This is a genomic window from Olsenella sp. KH1P3 (genome assembly GCF_900167315.1).
Taxonomy (GTDB): Bacteria; Actinomycetota; Coriobacteriia; order Coriobacteriales; family Atopobiaceae; genus Olsenella_J; species Olsenella_J umbonata_A.
Map to the genome: position 1 here is coordinate 1 of NZ_FUWQ01000003.1, position 17,284 is coordinate 17,284.

A 17,284-nucleotide genomic window follows, 5' to 3' on the forward strand; every position below is an offset into this window, starting at 1 on the left:
GGCCGAGGCCGGTCACGAGTGAAAAAGGAGACAGGTCCGTCTCTGGATCCCGCTGATCTGGATTCGCTTGGTTTGAATTGACTGTTCGTAAATTCGAACTTCGCTTGTGCTGTCTTTCGTCGATCTTTCGATCGCAGTATCCGGTTTTCAAGGTCCGCCGCGTCGCCCGGAGCTCCTCGCCCCGCTGCGGCGCGAGAGATAACTATACGCACCTTCCGGCCCCGTGGGGCCGGGAATCGCGGCCTCCACAACTCCTATACATTTCGGCCCCTGGGGCAACGCGGAATCGGCGGGCGGGGCGCAAAAAGGCAGCTCAGACTAGGTCTAAGCTGCCTTCCCATTCTTTTACATATATCGTCGTAAGCCTTCACGCGCTCAAAGGCCCATCTTGGGACGCCCCCAAAACAAGCCTGCTAGGATGCTCGGCAGGAGCGAGCTGCAAGCCCGAGCCCAAGCACTTCTCTCCTAGCCCTCCATGGAGCCACCGACATCTCCGCGAGCTAAGTCGCAGGCCTCGGCCAGAAGGCTGTCTCGGTCTCCCGGCGTGGAGGACTCGGCGTACACGCGGACGAGCGACTCTGTTCGCGAGGGGCGAACCATGACCCAGGCGTCGCCCTCGAAGAAGACCTTCATGCCGTCCGCATGGCTCACCGCGACCGGGACACGGCCCGCCATGCTCCGGGGATTGAGGCCGGGCAGCAGATTGCTGAAAGCCTGAAGTGAGGCGGCATCAAGCCTCACGTCCTTGTGGGCATAGTACATGCGTCCAGTCTCTTCCTCCACCTCGTCGAAGATCTGGCCCGCAGAGCCGGCTTCGTCGCAGAGGGCCTCGACGACGTGAAGCGCGCACAGCAGCGCGTCGCGCTCGGGAAAGTGAGCCGGGAAGCATGCGCCGCCGTATTCGTCACACGCGAGCAGCACGTCGCCGACCTTGGCCTCGACGTACAGACGCCTGAATCCAACGGGAACGGAGGACAGCTCCACGCCAAGCCGGTCGGCCTCGCGTGTGATGCGCGCGGAGCTGGCGTGGGTGGTCACGACACGACCCGTCTCCCCGCGCCTCAGGACAAGGTGGCGAAGGAGAAGGGCGAGCATGGTATGCGGTGGGACAAGCCTTCCCCGCTCGTCAACGAACGCGCACCTCTCGCCGTCTCCGTCGAATACGATTCCGAAATCCGCGCCAAGCTTGGTCACCGTTCGCTCGCACTCGTCTACCCAGGGCTCGGCAGCCTCGGGATGGAGCCCGCCGAAGTCCTCTCGTGCATCTCCGTGCAAGTCGATAACCGAGCAGCCCGCGGCTCGCAGCAGACTTGCCGCGCTGCCGCTGCAGCTGCCGTGCATGGAGTCGACGACGACCCTGGGGCGACGGAGCCTGATCTTCTCGACGTCGATGGCCGAGAGCACGCTCGTCAAATAGGGCGTCACGAGGTCGATGCGCTCAAGCGCCCCGCCCTCCGCACTCGCCACGGGCGAGATGAGCGAATCGACGCGCTCGGCAAAAGCCTCGGAGACCGGTCCGCCGTCTGCGCCCCGAACGAGTATGCCGCCATACTCATGCGGCAGGTCGCCGGCGCAGATGGCCACGCCGCCGACGCATTCGTCGTCGCAGGCCACGGCCCAGCCGAGCGCGGGTGTCGGAGCAGGCGATGCGCTGAGCTTGACGCGCAGCCCATACGTTGAGAGGATGCCACTCGCGCGAAGGGCAAACTCCTCCGAATGGTGCCTCGCATCGTAGGTCACCATGACGGTCTTTCCAGCCGCGTCCTCGCCCCAGGCATAGCCCAGCGCCGACGCAATGGCGCTCACGCTCTTCTCGTCAAACCCGTCTTCGAAGCGCTCGTGCCAGCCGTTTGTTCCAAAGCGGATTATCTGCATTGGTACTAGGCCAGCTTGTCGGCTGCCTCGTTGCCCATTGCCTCGAGGAAGGCCGCACACGAGGCCTCATCCCTCAGGGCAAGGCGGGCATTGGTCGCGGCCCAGGCCGCCGGAGTGCCCGTGTCGCAGCCCTCGGCGGGATCGACGACGAGCGCGTACATCTCTTCCTCGGCAAGCAGGCGCTCCATGGCATCGGTCAGCTGAATCTCGCCGCCAGCGCCGACGCCCTGGTCGGCCAAGAGCTCCATCACGCGCGGGCTCAGCAGGTAGCGACCCACGATGAAGAGGTGCGAGGGCGCGTCCTTGGGGGCGGGCTTCTCGACAAGGCCGGTCACCTTCCAGACCGCGCCCTCCTGCTCGTCCTCCGCGGAGTTGCCGTCGAGGGAGCCGACGCACTCGCCAGCGATGATGCCGTAGCGGCTGACCTGGTCGGCCGGAACGGGGGCGACGGCGATCACGGAAGCGCCGCCATGCGCCTTGGAGACCTCGGCCATGCGCACGCACATCTTGCGATCGGGCACGAAATAATCGCCGAGAAGGACAAAGAAGGGCTGGCCGTCGATATCGTCCGCAGCGCAGTGGACCGCATGGCCCAGGCCCTTGGGGTCGTCCTGATAGACAAAGGAGACGGGCAGGCTCGAGGCCTCATGCACCACCTGGGCCTCGGCAGCCTTGCCGCGAGACTGGAGGAGGGACTCGAACTCGCCGTCGACGGTGAAGTACGACTCGATCTGGGGCTTCTCGTGCGAGTTGACAATGACGACGCCGTCAACACCCTCGGGCTCGAGAGCCTCCTCAACCACGTACTGGATGACGGGCTTGTTGAGAACGGGCAAGAGCTCCTTAGGGATGCTCTTAGTCGCAGGCAAAAAACGCGTTCCGAGGCCAGCGGCCGGAATGATCGCCTTCATGTACTGGTTCCTTTCAATCTGAGCACCCGAATAGGCGCTGTCTCAACCCCTAGAGAATACCCCTCTGCTTCCGCCGCCGTTCACGAGGCCATCCGCAGGCGGTCCCCAGCCGTCGCAGCCACGCGCTGCTAAGCGCGCGATCTCTCAAGGCACTCCACGAGGCCGCCTGCATCGGCATGGGTGAAGCCAACACCCAGCGAGCAGACGTTCGGTCGAATGAACTCGCGCGATGCACACAGGCTGCCAATCAGCCCACGGCGTCCCGCGCTTGCGTTCCTGACCCTACCGCGTGGGGCCGCGCTGTCAAAAGCTTCTTGCTCAGCACACGCAGCCAACACGGTTTTTTCATCAGAGATGCGCAACCAGACGCCCATCCGGCACCCGCGCACGGCTTGGTCGACATCCCGCATCGGCTCAAGGTCTGCCACGCAGCAGCAGTCGAGGCCCAGACACGCAACGCCTTGCCCCGAGAGGTCTTCGCACAGCTCCACCAGCCAGTCGTCGCCTCGCGCGGCGGCCGCCGCGGGCGAAATCCCCAGAAGAACGGCCAGGGGCAGGGCGGTCACCTCGCGAAGCGCTCGGACGACCGCAGGCGACGCGTCGGCATCGCCAATGGTGACAAGAAGACCATGCACGTTGCTGTCGGCAATCTGAACCACCTGCCCGGCCAGCTGCTCTGCGGCCTCGGCGGCGCCAGCGCATTTGCGCACGCTGTCGTAGGCAAGCTCGGCCATCACGTACTTGGAGCCGGCCGAGCGCGCCGCAGAGATGGCGTTGCCCAAGACGGCGGGAGACGCCTCGCCCAGGCCGAGTCGCTCAAGCTCGAGCGGAGTGCAGCCGCCCGTGTGCGCAACGGAAATGTCACAGCCCGCGAGCGCGCAGACCGCATGCATCTGGGCGAGGGCCACTTGGTCGCTCAGGTTCCACTCCGCCGGAGAAATGCCCGCGGAGTGAGGCTGACCCGCAAAGGTGGCAGAAAAGTCACCCGAGGCGACCAGGCACTTCTCGGCAGGCCCCCGAAGTGCTCGCGCAAGGTCGGCAACGATCTCGTCGTCTGCGTCCTCATGTTGCAAGTCGGGAAGAACCGACCTGAGGTCAGGGGCGTATGCGCTCTCAGTCAACGACAATGCCCTGCCCCTCGAGATACGCTATCCACCTGTCCTGGGTGTCGCGCGAGAGCGCGTGCTCCATCAGACAGGCCTCCTCGTCGGCCGTCTTGGGATCGACGCCCAGGTCACGCTCGAGGAAGAGCCTGAGCATACGGTGACAGCGCCAGACGTGGCGGGCATACTCCCTGCCCTCGGCGGTCAGCTGCACGCGTCCGTAGTAGTTCTGCTCCACGAGCCCCGCGTCCTTGAGCGTCGAGAGCGCCTTGTTGACGCTCGCCTTGGATACGTTGAGCTGCTCAGCAACGTCGACGGAACGTATGCCGTCCGAAGACCCGGACTCGACCGCGATGCGGTAGATCGACTCAAGGTAGTCCTCGTTTGCCATGGTCAAGCGCCTGGGCTCACCATCCACCTGAGTCAAGGCGCTCTTGGAAGATCGGGGCATGTACTTCTCCGTTCAACTGAAGACGGTAATCATTCGCTACCTTTGTACCCATTTGGCCGCCCGCCCCACCGGACGTACATGCGCGCGGGGGCAGGCGCACAAAAATCCCGCCATGCGCAGCACGGCGGGACTTTACCTTAACTCAATGTCGTCTGGCCTAGAACTCGTCAGGGTCGGGAACCTCAACACGCGAGACGCGCGCGCCAAGAGCCTGGAGCTTGTCGACGAACCCCTCATATCCGCGATCGATGTGGTGGATCGCAGACACAGTGGTCTCGCCGTCCGCAACGAGCCCGGCCATTACCAGCGCCGCTCCGCCACGCAGGTCCGGGGACTTAACCTCAGCACCCGAGAAGCCCTTGACGCCGTGGACGATGGCATGATGCCCCTCGATGCGGATGTCGGCACCCATGCGCTGAAGCTCACTCGCGAGCATGAAGCGGTTCTCGAAGACATTCTCGGTGACGATGCAGCTGCCGCTGGACAGCGCCAGAAGCGTCATCGTCTGGGCCTGCATGTCGGTCGGGAAACCAGGGAACGGCAGCGTCTGGATATCGACGGGCTTGATATCGCCCTCCCTGCCGACCGTGCACTGCTGGTCGCCGCGCTCGACCTTGAGACCCATGAGCTCGTACTTCTTAAGAACGAGTCCCAGGTGATGCGGCTCGAAGCCCTTGACGGTCACCGGCTGTCCGCACAGGCCGGCCATCGCGATGAACGTGCCGGCTTCGATGCGGTCGCCCACGACGCGGTGGCTGACGGGACGGAGCTCACGCACGCCCTCGACCTCGATGACGGGCGAGCCGGCACCGTTGACCTTGGCCCCCATCTCGTTAAGAAGGTTTGCGAGGTCAACGATCTCGGGTTCGCGGGCCGCGTTGTCGATGGTCGTGACACCCTCGGCCATGACCGAGGCCATCATCAGGTTCTCGGTCGCGCCAACGCTCGCGAAGTCCAGCGTCACCGTGGTGCCTTTGAGACCCGTGGGCGTCGTGGCGTGGATGTTGCCGTGATCGATCTCGAAGTTCACGCCCAGGGCCTCGAGACCCAGGATGTGCATGTCAATCTTGCGAGCACCGATGTTGCAGCCGCCCGGCATGGCCACGACGGCCTTGCCAAAGCGCCCCAAGAGCGGGCCAAGCACGGCCGTGGAGGCGCGCATCTTGGCGACGAGGTGATACGGGGTCTCCCACTTGTCGACGGAAGACGTATCGATCTCGAGCTCGTGCAGGCCCTTGACGGTGATCTTCGCGCCGAGGCACTCAAGGACCTTGCCCATCACGTGCACGTCGGAGATATTGGGGACGTTGGTGAGGGTGTTCACTCCAGGAGCGAGAATGGTCGCCGCCATGAGTTTGAGCGCTGAGTTCTTTGCGCCCTCAACGTTGACTTCGCCACCTATCGGATAGCCGCCTTCAACCTTAATAACTTCCAAAATACCTCCGGCTATGCGCTTTCATTTGCCCCTGCTTGTTTAAGCAGAAGGTTACACCATTTGATCTTGTTGTCGTAATACGCGCGCCTGTGGTCGCCCTCGGGATACTCGTCACGGGCGTCGAAGGCCCTCTCCCTCGTCTCACGAACGACGTCAGGCTCGATGTCGTCAACGTCGCGTGCATGGTCGGCGAGGATGATGACGCCATCGGGGTTGATCTCGGCATAGCCACCGGAGATGACGACCCGACGGGTACCGCCCCCATCCTCCTCGCGGAGGTGGAGGCGGACGACCCCGTCGCCCAGCGAGCAGATCTCGGACGCGTGGCCTGGCCAGACACCAAGCTCACCCGAGTGGGCGACAAGGATCAGGCTCGCCACGGGTCCCTCGTACAGAAGTCTGTCCGGACGCACGAACTGACATTTAAGCTCAGCCATGAAGACTTCCCTACTCTGCGTCCGCGGATTCGGCCTTCATCTTCTCGGCGCGCTCGCGCACGTCTTCGATGGTGCCTGCATAGCGGAACGCCTGCTCGGGGATATCGTCACACTTGCCGTCGACAATCGCCGCGAAGGAGCGGACGGTGTCCTCGACGGTGCAGTAGACTCCCGGGTTGCCCGTGAACTTCTCGGCAACGTGGAACGACTGGGAGAGGAACTGCTGGATCTTACGGGCGCGAGCAACGACCTGCTGCTGCTCCTCGGAGAGCTCGTCCATACCAAGAATCGCAATGATGTCCTGGAGGTCGGAGTACTCCTGGAGCGTCTCCTGAACGGCCATGGCGACGCGGTAGTGCTCCTCACCGACAACCGACGGGTCAAGCGCCGAGCTGGAGCTTGCCAGAGGATCGACTGCGGGGTAGATGCCGAGCTCCGTGATGGAGCGCGAAAGAACCGTGGTCGCGTCGAGGTGCGTGAAAGTCGTCGCAGGCGCGGGGTCCGTAAGGTCGTCGGCGGGAACATAGACAGCCTGAACGGACGTAATCGAGCCCTCCTTGGTGGAGGTGATGCGCTCCTGGAGGTCACCCATCTCGGTTGCCAACGTCGGCTGGTAACCAACCGCGGAAGGCATACGACCAAGAAGTGCGGAGACCTCAGAGCCTGCCTGCGAGAAGCGGAAGATGTTGTCGATGAAGAGGAGAACGTCCTGGCCCTGGTCGCGGAAGTACTCCGCGGTGGTCAGGCCGGCGAGGCCGACGCGCAGACGTGCTCCAGGCGGCTCGTTCATCTGTCCGTAGACCAAGCAGGTCTTCTCGATGACACCAGACTCGGTCATCTCGAGGAACAGGTCAGTGCCCTCACGAGTGCGCTCGCCGACGCCGGTGAAAACGGAGGTGCCGCCATGCTCCTGCGCGAGGTTGTTGATGAGCTCCTGAATCAGAACGGTCTTGCCGACGCCAGCGCCGCCGAACAGGCCCGTCTTGCCGCCGCGAACGTACGGCTCGAGAAGGTCGATGGCCTTAATGCCGGTCTCGAAGATCTCAGTCTGAGTGGTGAGCTCCTCGAAGGCAGGCGCGGGATGGTGGATGGGATAGTACTGAACGTCGTCGGGAATCTCGCCGCCATCGACAGGCTGGCCCGTGACGCTCCAAACGCGACCGAGGGTCGAGGGGCCGACGGGCATCATCATGGGGTGCCCCGTGTCCTTAACCCTCAGCCCCCTCTGGAGGCCGTCGGTGGACGACATGGCGACTGCGCGGACGACGCCATGCGGAAGCTGCGACTCGACCTCGAGAACGGTCGAGACGTGGCCCATGGGCGTATCGTCGTCGACGACAAGGGCGGTGTAAATCGCAGGAACCTGGTCGTCGAACTTGACGTCGACGACAGGGCCGACGATACGGACGATGGTGCCCGTGCCAACGCTCCTGTTCATGTGGTTGAAGGCAGCCTCCTCAAGAGGGGTGCGCTTCGTTTCTACGGTTTCTGACATTAGTTGTCCTCCAATGCGGAAGCGCCGCCAATGATCTCGTTCAGCTCGGTCGTGATGGCGCCCTGGCGCTCGCGGTTGAACGTCCTGCTCAGGGTACCAAGAACCTCGTTGGCGTTGTCGGTAGCCGACTGCATTGCTCGACGCCTTGCACCGTGCTCGGCTGCTGCCGAGTCAAGAAGTGCGTGGAAAATAACCGTCCTCAAGTACGCCGGCATGAGGTAACCAAGGACCTCCTGTGCCGACGGCTCAAAGGAGTAGTCGGAGAAGGGTTTGTGCTCAACCTCGGAAAGCGCCTCGGGATCGCGCGGCTGGTTAGGCATCATCAGCGCTTCGCGCGAGACGGGAAGCAGCTGCTCCGAGACCTGCTCTTGGTCGACGCGGTTCTTCGCGTGCCAATACAGCAGCTCGACTCGGTCGATGCTCCCGTTCGAGTAGCCATCCATCACGTACGACGCAATCCTGTCCGCCTCGTCCATGTTCGGTTCGGAAGAGATGCCGACGAAGGAGAGGACCGGCTTGACCTTGCGGTACGTGAAGTACTCGGTGGGCTTCCTGCCGCAGGTGATGACAGAGGACTTGATGCCCTGCTCGGAGAGCTTCTCCATCTCTCGCTCGACTGTGCGCTGCTGAAGAATGTTGAATCCTCCAGCAAGGCCACGGTCGGACGCGATGATGATGAAGAGCACGTTCTTCTCCTCATCGTGAGCACTCAGCAGGGGCTGAGAGTCATCAAAGCCTGCGCCAGCAACATTTGCGAGCATGTTCGTGATGGCATCCTTGTACGGAGATGCCTCCTCAGCACGCGCAAGCGCCTTCTGAATGCGAGCCGTGGAAATCATCTCCATGGTTCGCGTGATTTGCATGATGCTCCTAATGGAGCTCATGCGCCTCGATATTTCGCGAAGATTGGCCATTTGTTAGTTCTCCTGGCCCTCGAGCGAAGGGTCTTCGGCCGCCTCGGTGTCCTCGGCGTGGGCCTCGACGTCAACGACGGACTTCTTGTTGGGATGCTGCAGCAGGAACTCGCGCTTGAAGTTGGCGATGTGCGTCCTGAGCCTCTCGCTCATCTCGTCGTCGATCTTCTTCTCGCGAATCTCCTGGCGGAGCTTCGAGTGACGCTCGCCCATGTACTTGGCAAGCTCGTCGCGGAAGAGCGTGACGTGATCGAGGTCAACGTCGTCGAGGAAGTCCTCCTTGGCAGCGAAGATGGAAATGACCTGGTCGGCAACGTCAAGAGCTGCGTAGCGCGGCTGCTTGAGAAGCTCCATCATGTGGGCACCGTGGTTGAGCTGGTACTGCGTGGCAGCATCAAGGTCGGAGCCGAACTGCGCGAACGCCTGCTTCTCGCGATAGCTCGCGAGGTCAAGACGAAGCGTACCGGCAACCTGCTTCATAGACTTGAGCTGCGCCGCACCGCCGACACGAGAGACGGAGATGCCTACGTCAACTGCGGGGCGCTGACCCTGGAAGAAGAGGTTGGACTGCAAGTAAATCTGGCCGTCGGTAATCGAGATGACGTTGGTAGGAATGTACGCCGAAACGTCGCCCTCCTGCGTCTCGATGATCGGCAGAGCCGTGAGCGAGCCGCCACCATTCTTGTCAGACAGCTTGCATGCACGCTCGAGAAGGCGAGAATGCAGATAGAAGATGTCACCAGGATAAGCCTCGCGTCCAGGTGGACGATGAAGCGTAAGCGACATCTGACGGTATGCCACGGCCTGCTTGGACAGATCGTCATACACCACGAGCACGTGGCCGCCGGGGTGAACCTCATCCGCAGGATTGCCGTTCTCGTCGTTGTACATGAAGAACTCGCCGATTGCCGCTCCGGCCATAGGAGCAATGTACTGCATAGGAGCAGAATCCGCTGCAGTGGCCGCGACGATGATCGTCTTGTTCAGAACGCCACGCTGTGCGAGGGTGTCCTTGATCGCGGCGACGGTAGACGCCTTCTGGCCGATTGCTACATAGATACAAACCATGTCGGTGTCGCGCTGATTGACGATTGCGTCGATGGCGATGGCCGTCTTACCGGTCTTGCGGTCGCCAATGATGAGCTCACGCTGACCACGGCCAACGGGAACCATAGCGTCAATGGCGAGAAGTCCGGTCTGAACAGGCTCACAGACGGGCTGGCGCTCCATGATGCCGGGCGCCTTGAACTCAATCGGACGACGGTGCGTGGCGTCGATTGCGCCGAGGCCGTCGATCGGCTGCCCCAAGGGATTGACGACACGGCCGAGCATGGCGCGACCAACGGGAATATCCATAACGCGGCCCGTGGTACGGCACTCGTCTCCCTCCTTGATGGAGTCCACGTCACCGAAGAGAACCGCGCCGACCTCTTCCTCGTCGAGGTTCTGCGCCAGGCCGTAGACGCTACGACCAGACGTAGAGCTGGTGAACTGCAGGAGCTCGCCAGCCATGGCGGTCTTCAGACCGGAGACGTGAGCGATGCCGTCGCCTACCTCGGTAACGACAGACGCCTCCTGCCTGTCAACGGTCGCGTTGATCTGGCCAAGCTGCTCTCGCAGCGTGTCCATGATCTCCGCGGAACTGATCTTATCTGTCATTGCTCATCACTTCCGATGAAGGTCGAGGCGAGCGTCTTCCTGATGTTGGCAAGCTGCGCCTTGACGGAAGCGTCATAGCGCTTGCCGCGAGCCTCGAGGATGACGCCACCCAGAATTTCGGGATCGACGCGCTCGACGAGGAACACAGGAGCCTTCAGGTTGTTCTCGGCCTTGGTGCGAACTTTCTCTCGGAGCTCATCGCTCAGGGGAACGGAGGTGGTCACCGTGACGGACACCGTCTTGTCCTCAGAGTCCAGAATCTCCTTGTACTGCTTGGCAACCTTCTCGATAAGGTCAAGGTCATCGGCATCGCGCATCGCGCTTATGGTCTCAAGGACCTCAGGCGAAAACTTGCGCGCATGCTCCCACATGACGAGGTCGGCGTTAGCCCTTCCCTCGCCTCGCGCAGCCTCGATGAGGGCGCGGGCGTAGGCCTCGACCTTCTCGGAGTTGTCCTGCTTAGCGCTCATTTGGTGCGCTCACTTCCGCGAGGTACTTCTCTGCGAGCCTGCGCTGCGCATCCTCGCTCAGCTCGTTACCGATAATCTTGCTGGCGATCTCGACGGAGAGATCCACCACGGAGCCGGAAAGCTCGATCATTGCCTTCTTGCGCTCGGAGTCGACCGCACCACGCGACTTGGCGATGATATCGGCAGCCTCCCTCTGGGCCTTGGCGAGAATCTGGGAGCGCTGCTCCTCAGCCTCCTTCTTGGCCTTGGCGATGATGCTCTCGGCCTCCTTGTTCGCCTCGACGATACGAGCCTCGTAGCTCTTTGCCTCCTCGGCAGCCTTGGCCTTGGACTCTGCCGCGGCATCGAGGTCATCCTGGATCTTCTGCTGGCGCTTCTCCATCATCTCGAGTACCGAAGGCCAAGCAAGCTTGCCCAGGACGAACCAGATGATGAGGAAAGCGATAAGCGCCGGGATGAACTCTGCGGGCTTGGGAAGCAGAAGGTCCGGACCACTCAGCGAGTCAGCAAGCGCAACCGACGGAGCGGCATAGACCGCAAGCGCCGCTCCCGCGACTCGGGTGATCCCCTTCATAGTGCTTTTCATACGTGCCTCCACTCAGCGTCTCGTGCTTGTAAGAGTTATTTGACAATAAGACTTACAACGAAGCCGATGAGTGCAAGTGCCTCGACGAAAGCGGAGCCCAGAATGAAGGTCGTGAACAGACGACCCTGCATCTCCGGCTGACGCGCCATTGCGGTAGTGGCGCCAAAGGCTGCCAGACCAATACCAATGCCGGCGCCGATTACGCCAAGACCATAACCAATGACTCCCACGATTCCTCCTTTGTCATTCGCCCCGACGGGGACGACTTTCATGACCTGACTATGTAATAGCGGGCGTGGCCCCGCGATTACCCATATTGGGGTGAGCTACTCGTTCTCCACGAGCTGGATGTAGACGGACGAGAGCAGCGTAAAGACGTAGGCCTGAATGACTCCGACCATAATCTCGACCGCATAGATGATGATGAGGATGATAATCCAGAAGATCGACGCACCCGCCTGGCCAAGAGCCACCGCCGAGAAGCCCTGCAGGAGAGGCTGCACGAACAGGGACGCGAGAATCGCGAAGGCGCCCATTACGACATGGCCTGCAAACATGTTGCAGAAGAGTCGGACGGCCAGCGTGATAAGACGAAGGAACGTCGAGAAGACCTCAATGATCCAAAGGGGAACGTTCATCGGGAAGCCGATGCCCTCGGGTGCGAGGCTCTTAAGGTAGCCTATGGGCCCCATGCGCTTGACGCCCACGACGATGAAGTAGACGAACGAGCAGAGTGCCAGCGCCGACGTGACGCCAATGGTGCCGGTTCCGGGGTGGCAGCCAGGAATGACGCCGACGATGCTGTTGGCGACGATGAAGAAGAAGATGGCCGACAAGAAGCTGAAGTGCTTCTTCCAGGTGTCGCCCAGAATCGACTTGCACATGTCGTCACGCACGTACTCGACGACGAACTCCATGGCGTTCACGAAGGTTCCCTGGGGGACGAGGCTCTTGGCCTGCTTCTTCTTGAACACGAAGACCGCCACGAGCATCAGAGCAAGGGCAACGCACATCCAGAAGATGTAGTTGGTGAGCCCCACGGTGGTGTCACCGGCAATGGCGTGAGTCATAAAGCCATCGAGCAGCTCATCCATTTCCTCAGGCAGCTTATCAAGCGGATTCACTATCGGTCCTTCCCCTCGGCCCGCGGCGACGCCGTCGCGTCACGACAGGCCCTTACAGACTCAATCCCCCAAAACGCGAGGAACGCTACCGCGACTGCACACCCAAAGGCGAGCGTCGCTTCTCGTTTGACGAGATATACCACAAAGACTGCCACCGACAGCATCGTAAATGAAACCGCAATGGCAATCAGGCCCCGAGCGATGCTCGCTTCCTGTGTTGTACCCCGTTTGAGAGCAACCTCAAACAAAAAGGCAGTTGGAGCACACCCAACTAACCCGCAAACGGCACCGACGATTATGTGCAGCACCATGTCCAAGGAAACCCTCCTACGTGCCTTTTTAACAGGCGAGAGAAGTCTAGTAGTCTTATTCCCCAAAGTCCACAACCCACGGGGACATTTTGCCTACTCCGTACCTGTTTCAAAAATTATCAGTAACGTTTAACCAGTTAAATATGCCTATTTTTCAATTCGGTTTTTTTGAACTCAATTTAAAAAATACGCAAAACTTCACCCTTCCATCGCAATACGCCATGGCGGGCAGGCACCCCCCCCCCCTCGCCCCGGCAGGCACGTCGAGGTGTGCGGGCCTCATAAAAAAGCCCACCGCGCGAGCGATGGGCCTGAGGTCAGACGATGCCATCCGGCATCACCACGGAGAGTGGCACTAGAGCGTGCCGTAGATGCGGTCGCCGGCGTCGCCGAGACCGGGAAGGATGTAGGCGGCGTCGTTAAGCTCGCGGTCGAGCGCGCAGGTGTACAGGCGCACGTTGGGATCATAGTCGAGCACCGCCTTGACGCCCTCGGGAGAAGAGACGATCGTCAGGGCGCGAACGTCCTTGGCACCAGCGTCGCGGAGGTACTTGATGGCAGCGATGAGCGAGCCGCCCGTCGCGAGCATGGGGTCGACGATAAGGCAGGTGCGGTCCTCGATCGAGGGCGGGAACTTGCAGTAATACTGCACGGGCTCGTGGGTCTCGGGGTCACGATACATGCCCACGTGACCAACGCGCGCGGAGGGAACGAGCGCGAGAATGCCGTCGACCATGCCCAGACCTGCGCGCAGGATGGGGATGATCGCGACCTTCTTGCCAGCGACGCGCTTGAACGTGGCAGTCTCAAGCGGCGTCTCGACCACGCAGTCCTCAAGCGGGAAGTCACGCATGGCCTCGTAGCCCTCGAGCATGGCGAGCTCGGTCACCAGCTGGCGGAAGTCCTTGGTCACCGTGTTCTTGTCACGCAGGATGGACAGCTTGTGCTGGACCAGAGGGTGGTCGATAACCTTGAAGCGGTTCTCGTCAAACTCCATGTGGGATCCTTTCGGTTCATCTGCATTACAACGCGGCCCTTGGCCGCGAACTTAGCCTGGGGGATTTTACAACACGAGGTCCCGCCAGGGGACCTCGGTCAAAAAGAGCGCGCTACTCCTCTACTCCACCAAAATCGGGGTCGTCCTCGCGCATGATCTTCTGGACGCGTCCCTCGTGGCGGCCGCCGCCGAACTCGGTGGTGAGAAACTCGTCGACGATCTGCTTGTTCACCTCGAAGGTGGTGAAGCGACCAGAGATGCACAGCACGTTGCCGTTGTTGTGCTCGCGGAACAGATGGGCGAACTGCGGCGTCTGGATGACTGCGGCGCGAACGCCAGCGACCTTGTCAGCCGTGAGCGCCATGCCGATGCCGGTCCCGCAGATGAGCACGCCGCGCTCGGCATCGCCGGACGCGACGCGACGGGCCACCTTGTCAGCATAGTCGGGGTAGTCGCAACGCTCTGCGCTGTCAGGCCCAAGGTCGACGACTTCGTGGCCGAGACCCTTGAGATACTCGATCATGGCAGGCTTCTGATCAAAGCCGGCGTGGTCAGACGCGATGGCGATCTTCATGCGGTTTGCTCCTCATGACAAGGGTTTTTCGTTTCTCCCCTAGCCTATCGCAACGCAAGCGGACGCGGCCATCGGTCTGGCAAGAAGCGCAAAACGAATAGCAGGTGGCAGCGTGGAGGCCGATGGCGGGGTGGCACCAGCCGAGAAGGGCTAGCCCCTCAGGGCAGAGAAGATCTCCTCCGACGGAATGGCTCCCTCTCGCAGAATCGCGGGTGCGTCGCCCGAGCAGTCCACGATCGTCGAGTTGACGGCAACGGGCGCGGCGCCCCCGTCAAACACCAGGTCGACCATCTTCACGAGGCGCTCCTCCACGGAGCCGCCGTCGACGGCGGCGTCCCGCCCGTGCGTGTTCGCACTCGTAATGGCAAGCGGTGCGCCGACGGAACGGGCCAGCTGGCGCACCAGGTTAGAGTCGGGCAGCCTGAGCGCTATGGTGCCCGTCACGGGAAGGACGTACTCGCGCGGAACCAGCTCGCTCGCCTTGACGACCAGCGTCAGCGCCCCCGGCCAGAAGCGACGCGCAAGCTCCTGCGCCCAGTCGGGCACGTCTCGCCCGTAGACCAGCAGGTCGGAATCATTCGCAATGAGCCAGGGCAGGGTCTGCCCCGCAGGGCGCCGCTTAATCTGGAACGTGCGGGAGAGGCCGGGGTTCGTCGGGGTCGCCGCACAGCCGATGCCGTAGACCGAGTCGGTCGGGACGACGACGACGCCACCGTCCTCGAGGGCCAGGGTGCCGCGGCGCACCGCCGCCTCGTCGGGATCGTTCTGGTCTACCTTGACCACCTTCTGAAGGCGGGCCATCTCAAGCTCGCGCGCAGGTCCGAGCTCGTCGGCAAGAGAGCCGCCCCTGACGGCAAACAGGACGCGCGGCCTGCGAGTCAGATCCTCGCGTACCTCGACCGTGGACCAACCTCCCTGCCGGCGGCAGAGCTCGGCGGCGTCGCCCACGTTCGTCTCGAAAAGCTCAACGGCAAACACGCCACCAGGTCGCAGCGCGTGCGGGGCGAGCTCGAGCAGACGGCGGAAGACGTCGAGGCCGTCGGCGCCGCCGTCAAGCGCGAGCCACGGCTCGTGCAACTTGACCTCACCCGGAAGCGTGGGAACCACGTCAGAGGGAATGTAAGGCGGATTGGAGACCAGCACGTCAAACGTGCCCATGAGGCACTCGTCCACCCCCTCGGCCAGATCGCACTCGACGACGTCGACGCGGTTATCCAGACCCAGGGCCGTCCTGTTGCGTCGTGCGAGCGATGCGGCTTTGGGGGATATGTCCGTTGCGGTGACGCAAGCGCCCAAGCGCTCGGACGCGACCGAGCACGCGATGCAGCCCGTGCCGCAGCCCACCTCGAGCACGCGTGGGGCGTGTCCGGCAGCCGTCGCGGCGTCGACGCCCTCGAGCGCGGCATCGACCAGCACCTCGGTCTCGGGGCGCGGAATCAGGACGCCCTCCTCGCACTTCAGGATGATGTGACGGAAGGGCATCTCGCCCGTCAGGTACTGCAGGGGCTCGCCCTTGCCGCGTCTGACCACGGCGTCGTGCATACGATTGAGCTCCTCCTGGGAGAGCGGCCGGTCGAAGCTGGTATATATCTGCACGCGAGAAAGGCCCGTCACCGAGCCCAGGAGCCACTCCGCGGAAAGACGCGGACGCTCTTCTCCCCTGCGCTCCAGATAGCCGCACGTCCAGTCGAGCATGCGCTTGATGGTCCAGACCTCTTCAGACACGTTGCAACACTTCCATTCGGGCCCCATTGGCGCGCCTCGCGCCCGGCCAGTCTTCCTACGAAAAAGCGGCGCCGGCCCAAGCCGACGCCGCCTCTGCAAGCTTTGCGAAACTTAGACCGCCTGCGCAAGCTTCTCGGCGCGCTCGGCGGCTGCCAGCGCGTCGATGACGGAGGCGAGGCCGTCGTTCTGCAGGACGCTGGTGTAGGTGCTGTTGAAGCCGATACGGTGGTCGGTCACGCGATCCTGCGGCTGGTTGTAGGTGCGGATCTTCTCGGAGCGGTTGCCGTGGCCGATCTGCGAGAGACGCTCGGCGCCCTGCTCGGCCTGCTGCTTCTCGAGCTCCATCTCGTACAGGCGCGCACGGAGCATCTGCATGCAGACCTCACGGTTCTGGATCTGCGAGCGCTGGTCCTGCGACTGGACGACCGTGTTCGTGGGCAGGTGCGTGATGCGCACGGCGGAATAGGTCGTGTTGACGCCCTGGCCGCCAGGACCGGAGGCGCAATAGGTGTCGACGCGCAGGTCCTCCTGGGCAATGGTGATGTCAATCTCGTCGGCCTCGGGCAGGACGGCCACGGTCGCGGTCGAGGTCTGGATGCGGCCCTGGGACTCGGTCTTGGGAACGCGCTGCACGCGGTGGACACCACTCTCGTACTTCATGACGGAGTAGACCTTCTCGCCCAGGACCTTGAACTCGATGGTCTTGAAACCACCCGAATCGCTGGGGCTCGAGGAGAGGACCTGGACCTTCCAGCCGCGCGAGCTCGCAAAGCGCTCGTACATGCTGAAGAGGTCGCCCGCGAAGATGCCGGCCTCGTCGCCGCCGACGCCGGCGCGAATCTCGACGATGGTGTCCTTGTCGTCGTTGGGGTCAGCCGGAATCAGCAGGTACTTGATCTCGTCCTCGAGGTCGGGGAGCTTTGCTTCGTTGGAGGAGATGTCCTCCTGGAGCATCTCCTTCTCCTCCGCGTCGGAGGTCTCGTGCAGCATCTCCTTCGCGGCCTCGATGTCGTCGATTGCCTGGAGGTACTCGCGCGCCTTGGCGACGAGCTCCGCCTGGTTGGCATGCTCCTTGGCGATGCGCGCATACTCCTTGGGATCCGAGACGACGGCCGGGTCGACCATCTTCTGCTCAAGCTCCTGATACGCGGCGATAAGCTTCTCTAGCTTGTCTCGCATGTTGTTCTCCTAACAAATCCGCGGCGCCCCTCGCCCGA

General features: G+C 62.5%; 17 protein-coding genes. All 17 read right to left on the minus strand.

Translation table 11 applies throughout. From position 1 onward, the window contains the following. Nucleotides 1-465: 465 nt before the first annotated feature. A complete protein-coding gene (locus tag B5D13_RS04655) occupies nucleotides 466-1,875 on the minus strand; it encodes a phosphohexomutase domain-containing protein (RefSeq protein ID WP_078687181.1) in 1,410 nt (469 codons plus the stop codon). Nucleotides 1,876-1,880: 5 nt separating this feature from the next. Then, the gene (locus B5D13_RS04660; protein WP_078687182.1) at nucleotides 1,881-2,786 is read right to left on the minus strand and encodes a UTP--glucose-1-phosphate uridylyltransferase; all 906 of its coding nucleotides are present in this window, start codon (nucleotides 2,784-2,786) and stop codon (nucleotides 1,881-1,883) included. A gap of 128 nt (nucleotides 2,787-2,914) precedes the next feature. Next, a complete protein-coding gene (locus tag B5D13_RS04665) occupies nucleotides 2,915-3,907 on the minus strand; it encodes a hypothetical protein (RefSeq protein ID WP_078687183.1) in 993 nt (330 codons plus the stop codon). Next, nucleotides 3,900-4,340, minus strand: a complete 441-nt coding sequence (locus B5D13_RS04670; RefSeq protein WP_078687184.1) for a metal-dependent transcriptional regulator — start codon at nucleotides 4,338-4,340, stop codon at nucleotides 3,900-3,902. Before B5D13_RS04670 ends, B5D13_RS04665 begins: the two co-directional genes overlap by 8 nt. A gap of 157 nt (nucleotides 4,341-4,497) precedes the next feature. After that, nucleotides 4,498-5,775 carry a UDP-N-acetylglucosamine 1-carboxyvinyltransferase gene (gene murA, locus B5D13_RS04675; RefSeq protein WP_078687185.1) on the minus strand — a complete coding sequence of 426 codons (1,278 nt, stop codon included), beginning with the start codon at nucleotides 5,773-5,775 and terminating at the stop codon, nucleotides 4,498-4,500. An 11-nt stretch (nucleotides 5,776-5,786) separates the two neighbouring features. Next, nucleotides 5,787-6,212 carry an ATP synthase F1 subunit epsilon gene (gene atpC, locus B5D13_RS04680; protein WP_078687186.1) on the minus strand — a complete coding sequence of 142 codons (426 nt, stop codon included), beginning with the start codon at nucleotides 6,210-6,212 and terminating at the stop codon, nucleotides 5,787-5,789. Nucleotides 6,213-6,222: 10 nt separating this feature from the next. After that, complete coding sequence (gene atpD / locus B5D13_RS04685) at nucleotides 6,223-7,707, minus strand: F0F1 ATP synthase subunit beta (protein WP_078687187.1); 1,485 nt, start codon at nucleotides 7,705-7,707, stop codon at nucleotides 6,223-6,225. Then, a complete protein-coding gene (atpG, locus tag B5D13_RS04690; protein ID WP_078687188.1) occupies nucleotides 7,707-8,621 on the minus strand; it encodes an ATP synthase F1 subunit gamma in 915 nt (304 codons plus the stop codon). Before atpG ends, atpD begins: the two co-directional genes overlap by 1 nt. Nucleotides 8,622-8,624: 3 nt before the next feature. Continuing rightward, a complete protein-coding gene (gene atpA / locus B5D13_RS04695) occupies nucleotides 8,625-10,280 on the minus strand; it encodes a F0F1 ATP synthase subunit alpha (RefSeq protein WP_078687189.1) in 1,656 nt (551 codons plus the stop codon). Next, on the minus strand, nucleotides 10,277-10,750 hold the full coding sequence (locus tag B5D13_RS04700) for a F0F1 ATP synthase subunit delta (RefSeq protein WP_078687190.1): 474 nt from the start codon (nucleotides 10,748-10,750) through the stop codon (nucleotides 10,277-10,279). The genes atpA and B5D13_RS04700 overlap by 4 nt, the downstream gene beginning before the upstream one ends. Further along, nucleotides 10,740-11,336, minus strand: a complete 597-nt coding sequence (gene atpF, locus B5D13_RS04705; RefSeq protein WP_078687191.1) for a F0F1 ATP synthase subunit B — start codon at nucleotides 11,334-11,336, stop codon at nucleotides 10,740-10,742. Before atpF ends, B5D13_RS04700 begins: the two co-directional genes overlap by 11 nt. A gap of 35 nt (nucleotides 11,337-11,371) precedes the next feature. Continuing rightward, nucleotides 11,372-11,566 (minus strand): ATP synthase F0 subunit C, encoded by a 195-nt coding sequence (gene atpE, locus B5D13_RS04710; protein WP_078687192.1) that lies wholly within the window; start codon nucleotides 11,564-11,566, stop codon nucleotides 11,372-11,374. Between the two features lie 96 nt (nucleotides 11,567-11,662). Then, entirely contained in the window at nucleotides 11,663-12,460 is a 798-nt protein-coding gene (gene atpB / locus B5D13_RS04715) for a F0F1 ATP synthase subunit A (RefSeq protein WP_078687193.1), read from the minus strand. Between the two features lie 666 nt (nucleotides 12,461-13,126). Beyond that, the gene (gene upp, locus B5D13_RS04725; RefSeq protein WP_078687195.1) at nucleotides 13,127-13,768 is read right to left on the minus strand and encodes a uracil phosphoribosyltransferase; all 642 of its coding nucleotides are present in this window, start codon (nucleotides 13,766-13,768) and stop codon (nucleotides 13,127-13,129) included. Between the two features lie 112 nt (nucleotides 13,769-13,880). Further along, nucleotides 13,881-14,342, minus strand: a complete 462-nt coding sequence (rpiB, locus tag B5D13_RS04730; protein WP_078687196.1) for a ribose 5-phosphate isomerase B — start codon at nucleotides 14,340-14,342, stop codon at nucleotides 13,881-13,883. Between the two features lie 150 nt (nucleotides 14,343-14,492). Continuing rightward, a complete protein-coding gene (gene prmC, locus B5D13_RS08895; RefSeq protein WP_078687197.1) occupies nucleotides 14,493-16,067 on the minus strand; it encodes a peptide chain release factor N(5)-glutamine methyltransferase in 1,575 nt (524 codons plus the stop codon). A gap of 111 nt (nucleotides 16,068-16,178) precedes the next feature. After that, nucleotides 16,179-17,246: a peptide chain release factor 1 gene (gene prfA, locus B5D13_RS04740; protein ID WP_078687198.1), complete on the minus strand. Its 1,068-nt coding sequence runs from the start codon at nucleotides 17,244-17,246 to the stop codon at nucleotides 16,179-16,181. Nucleotides 17,247-17,284: the final 38 nt, after the last annotated feature.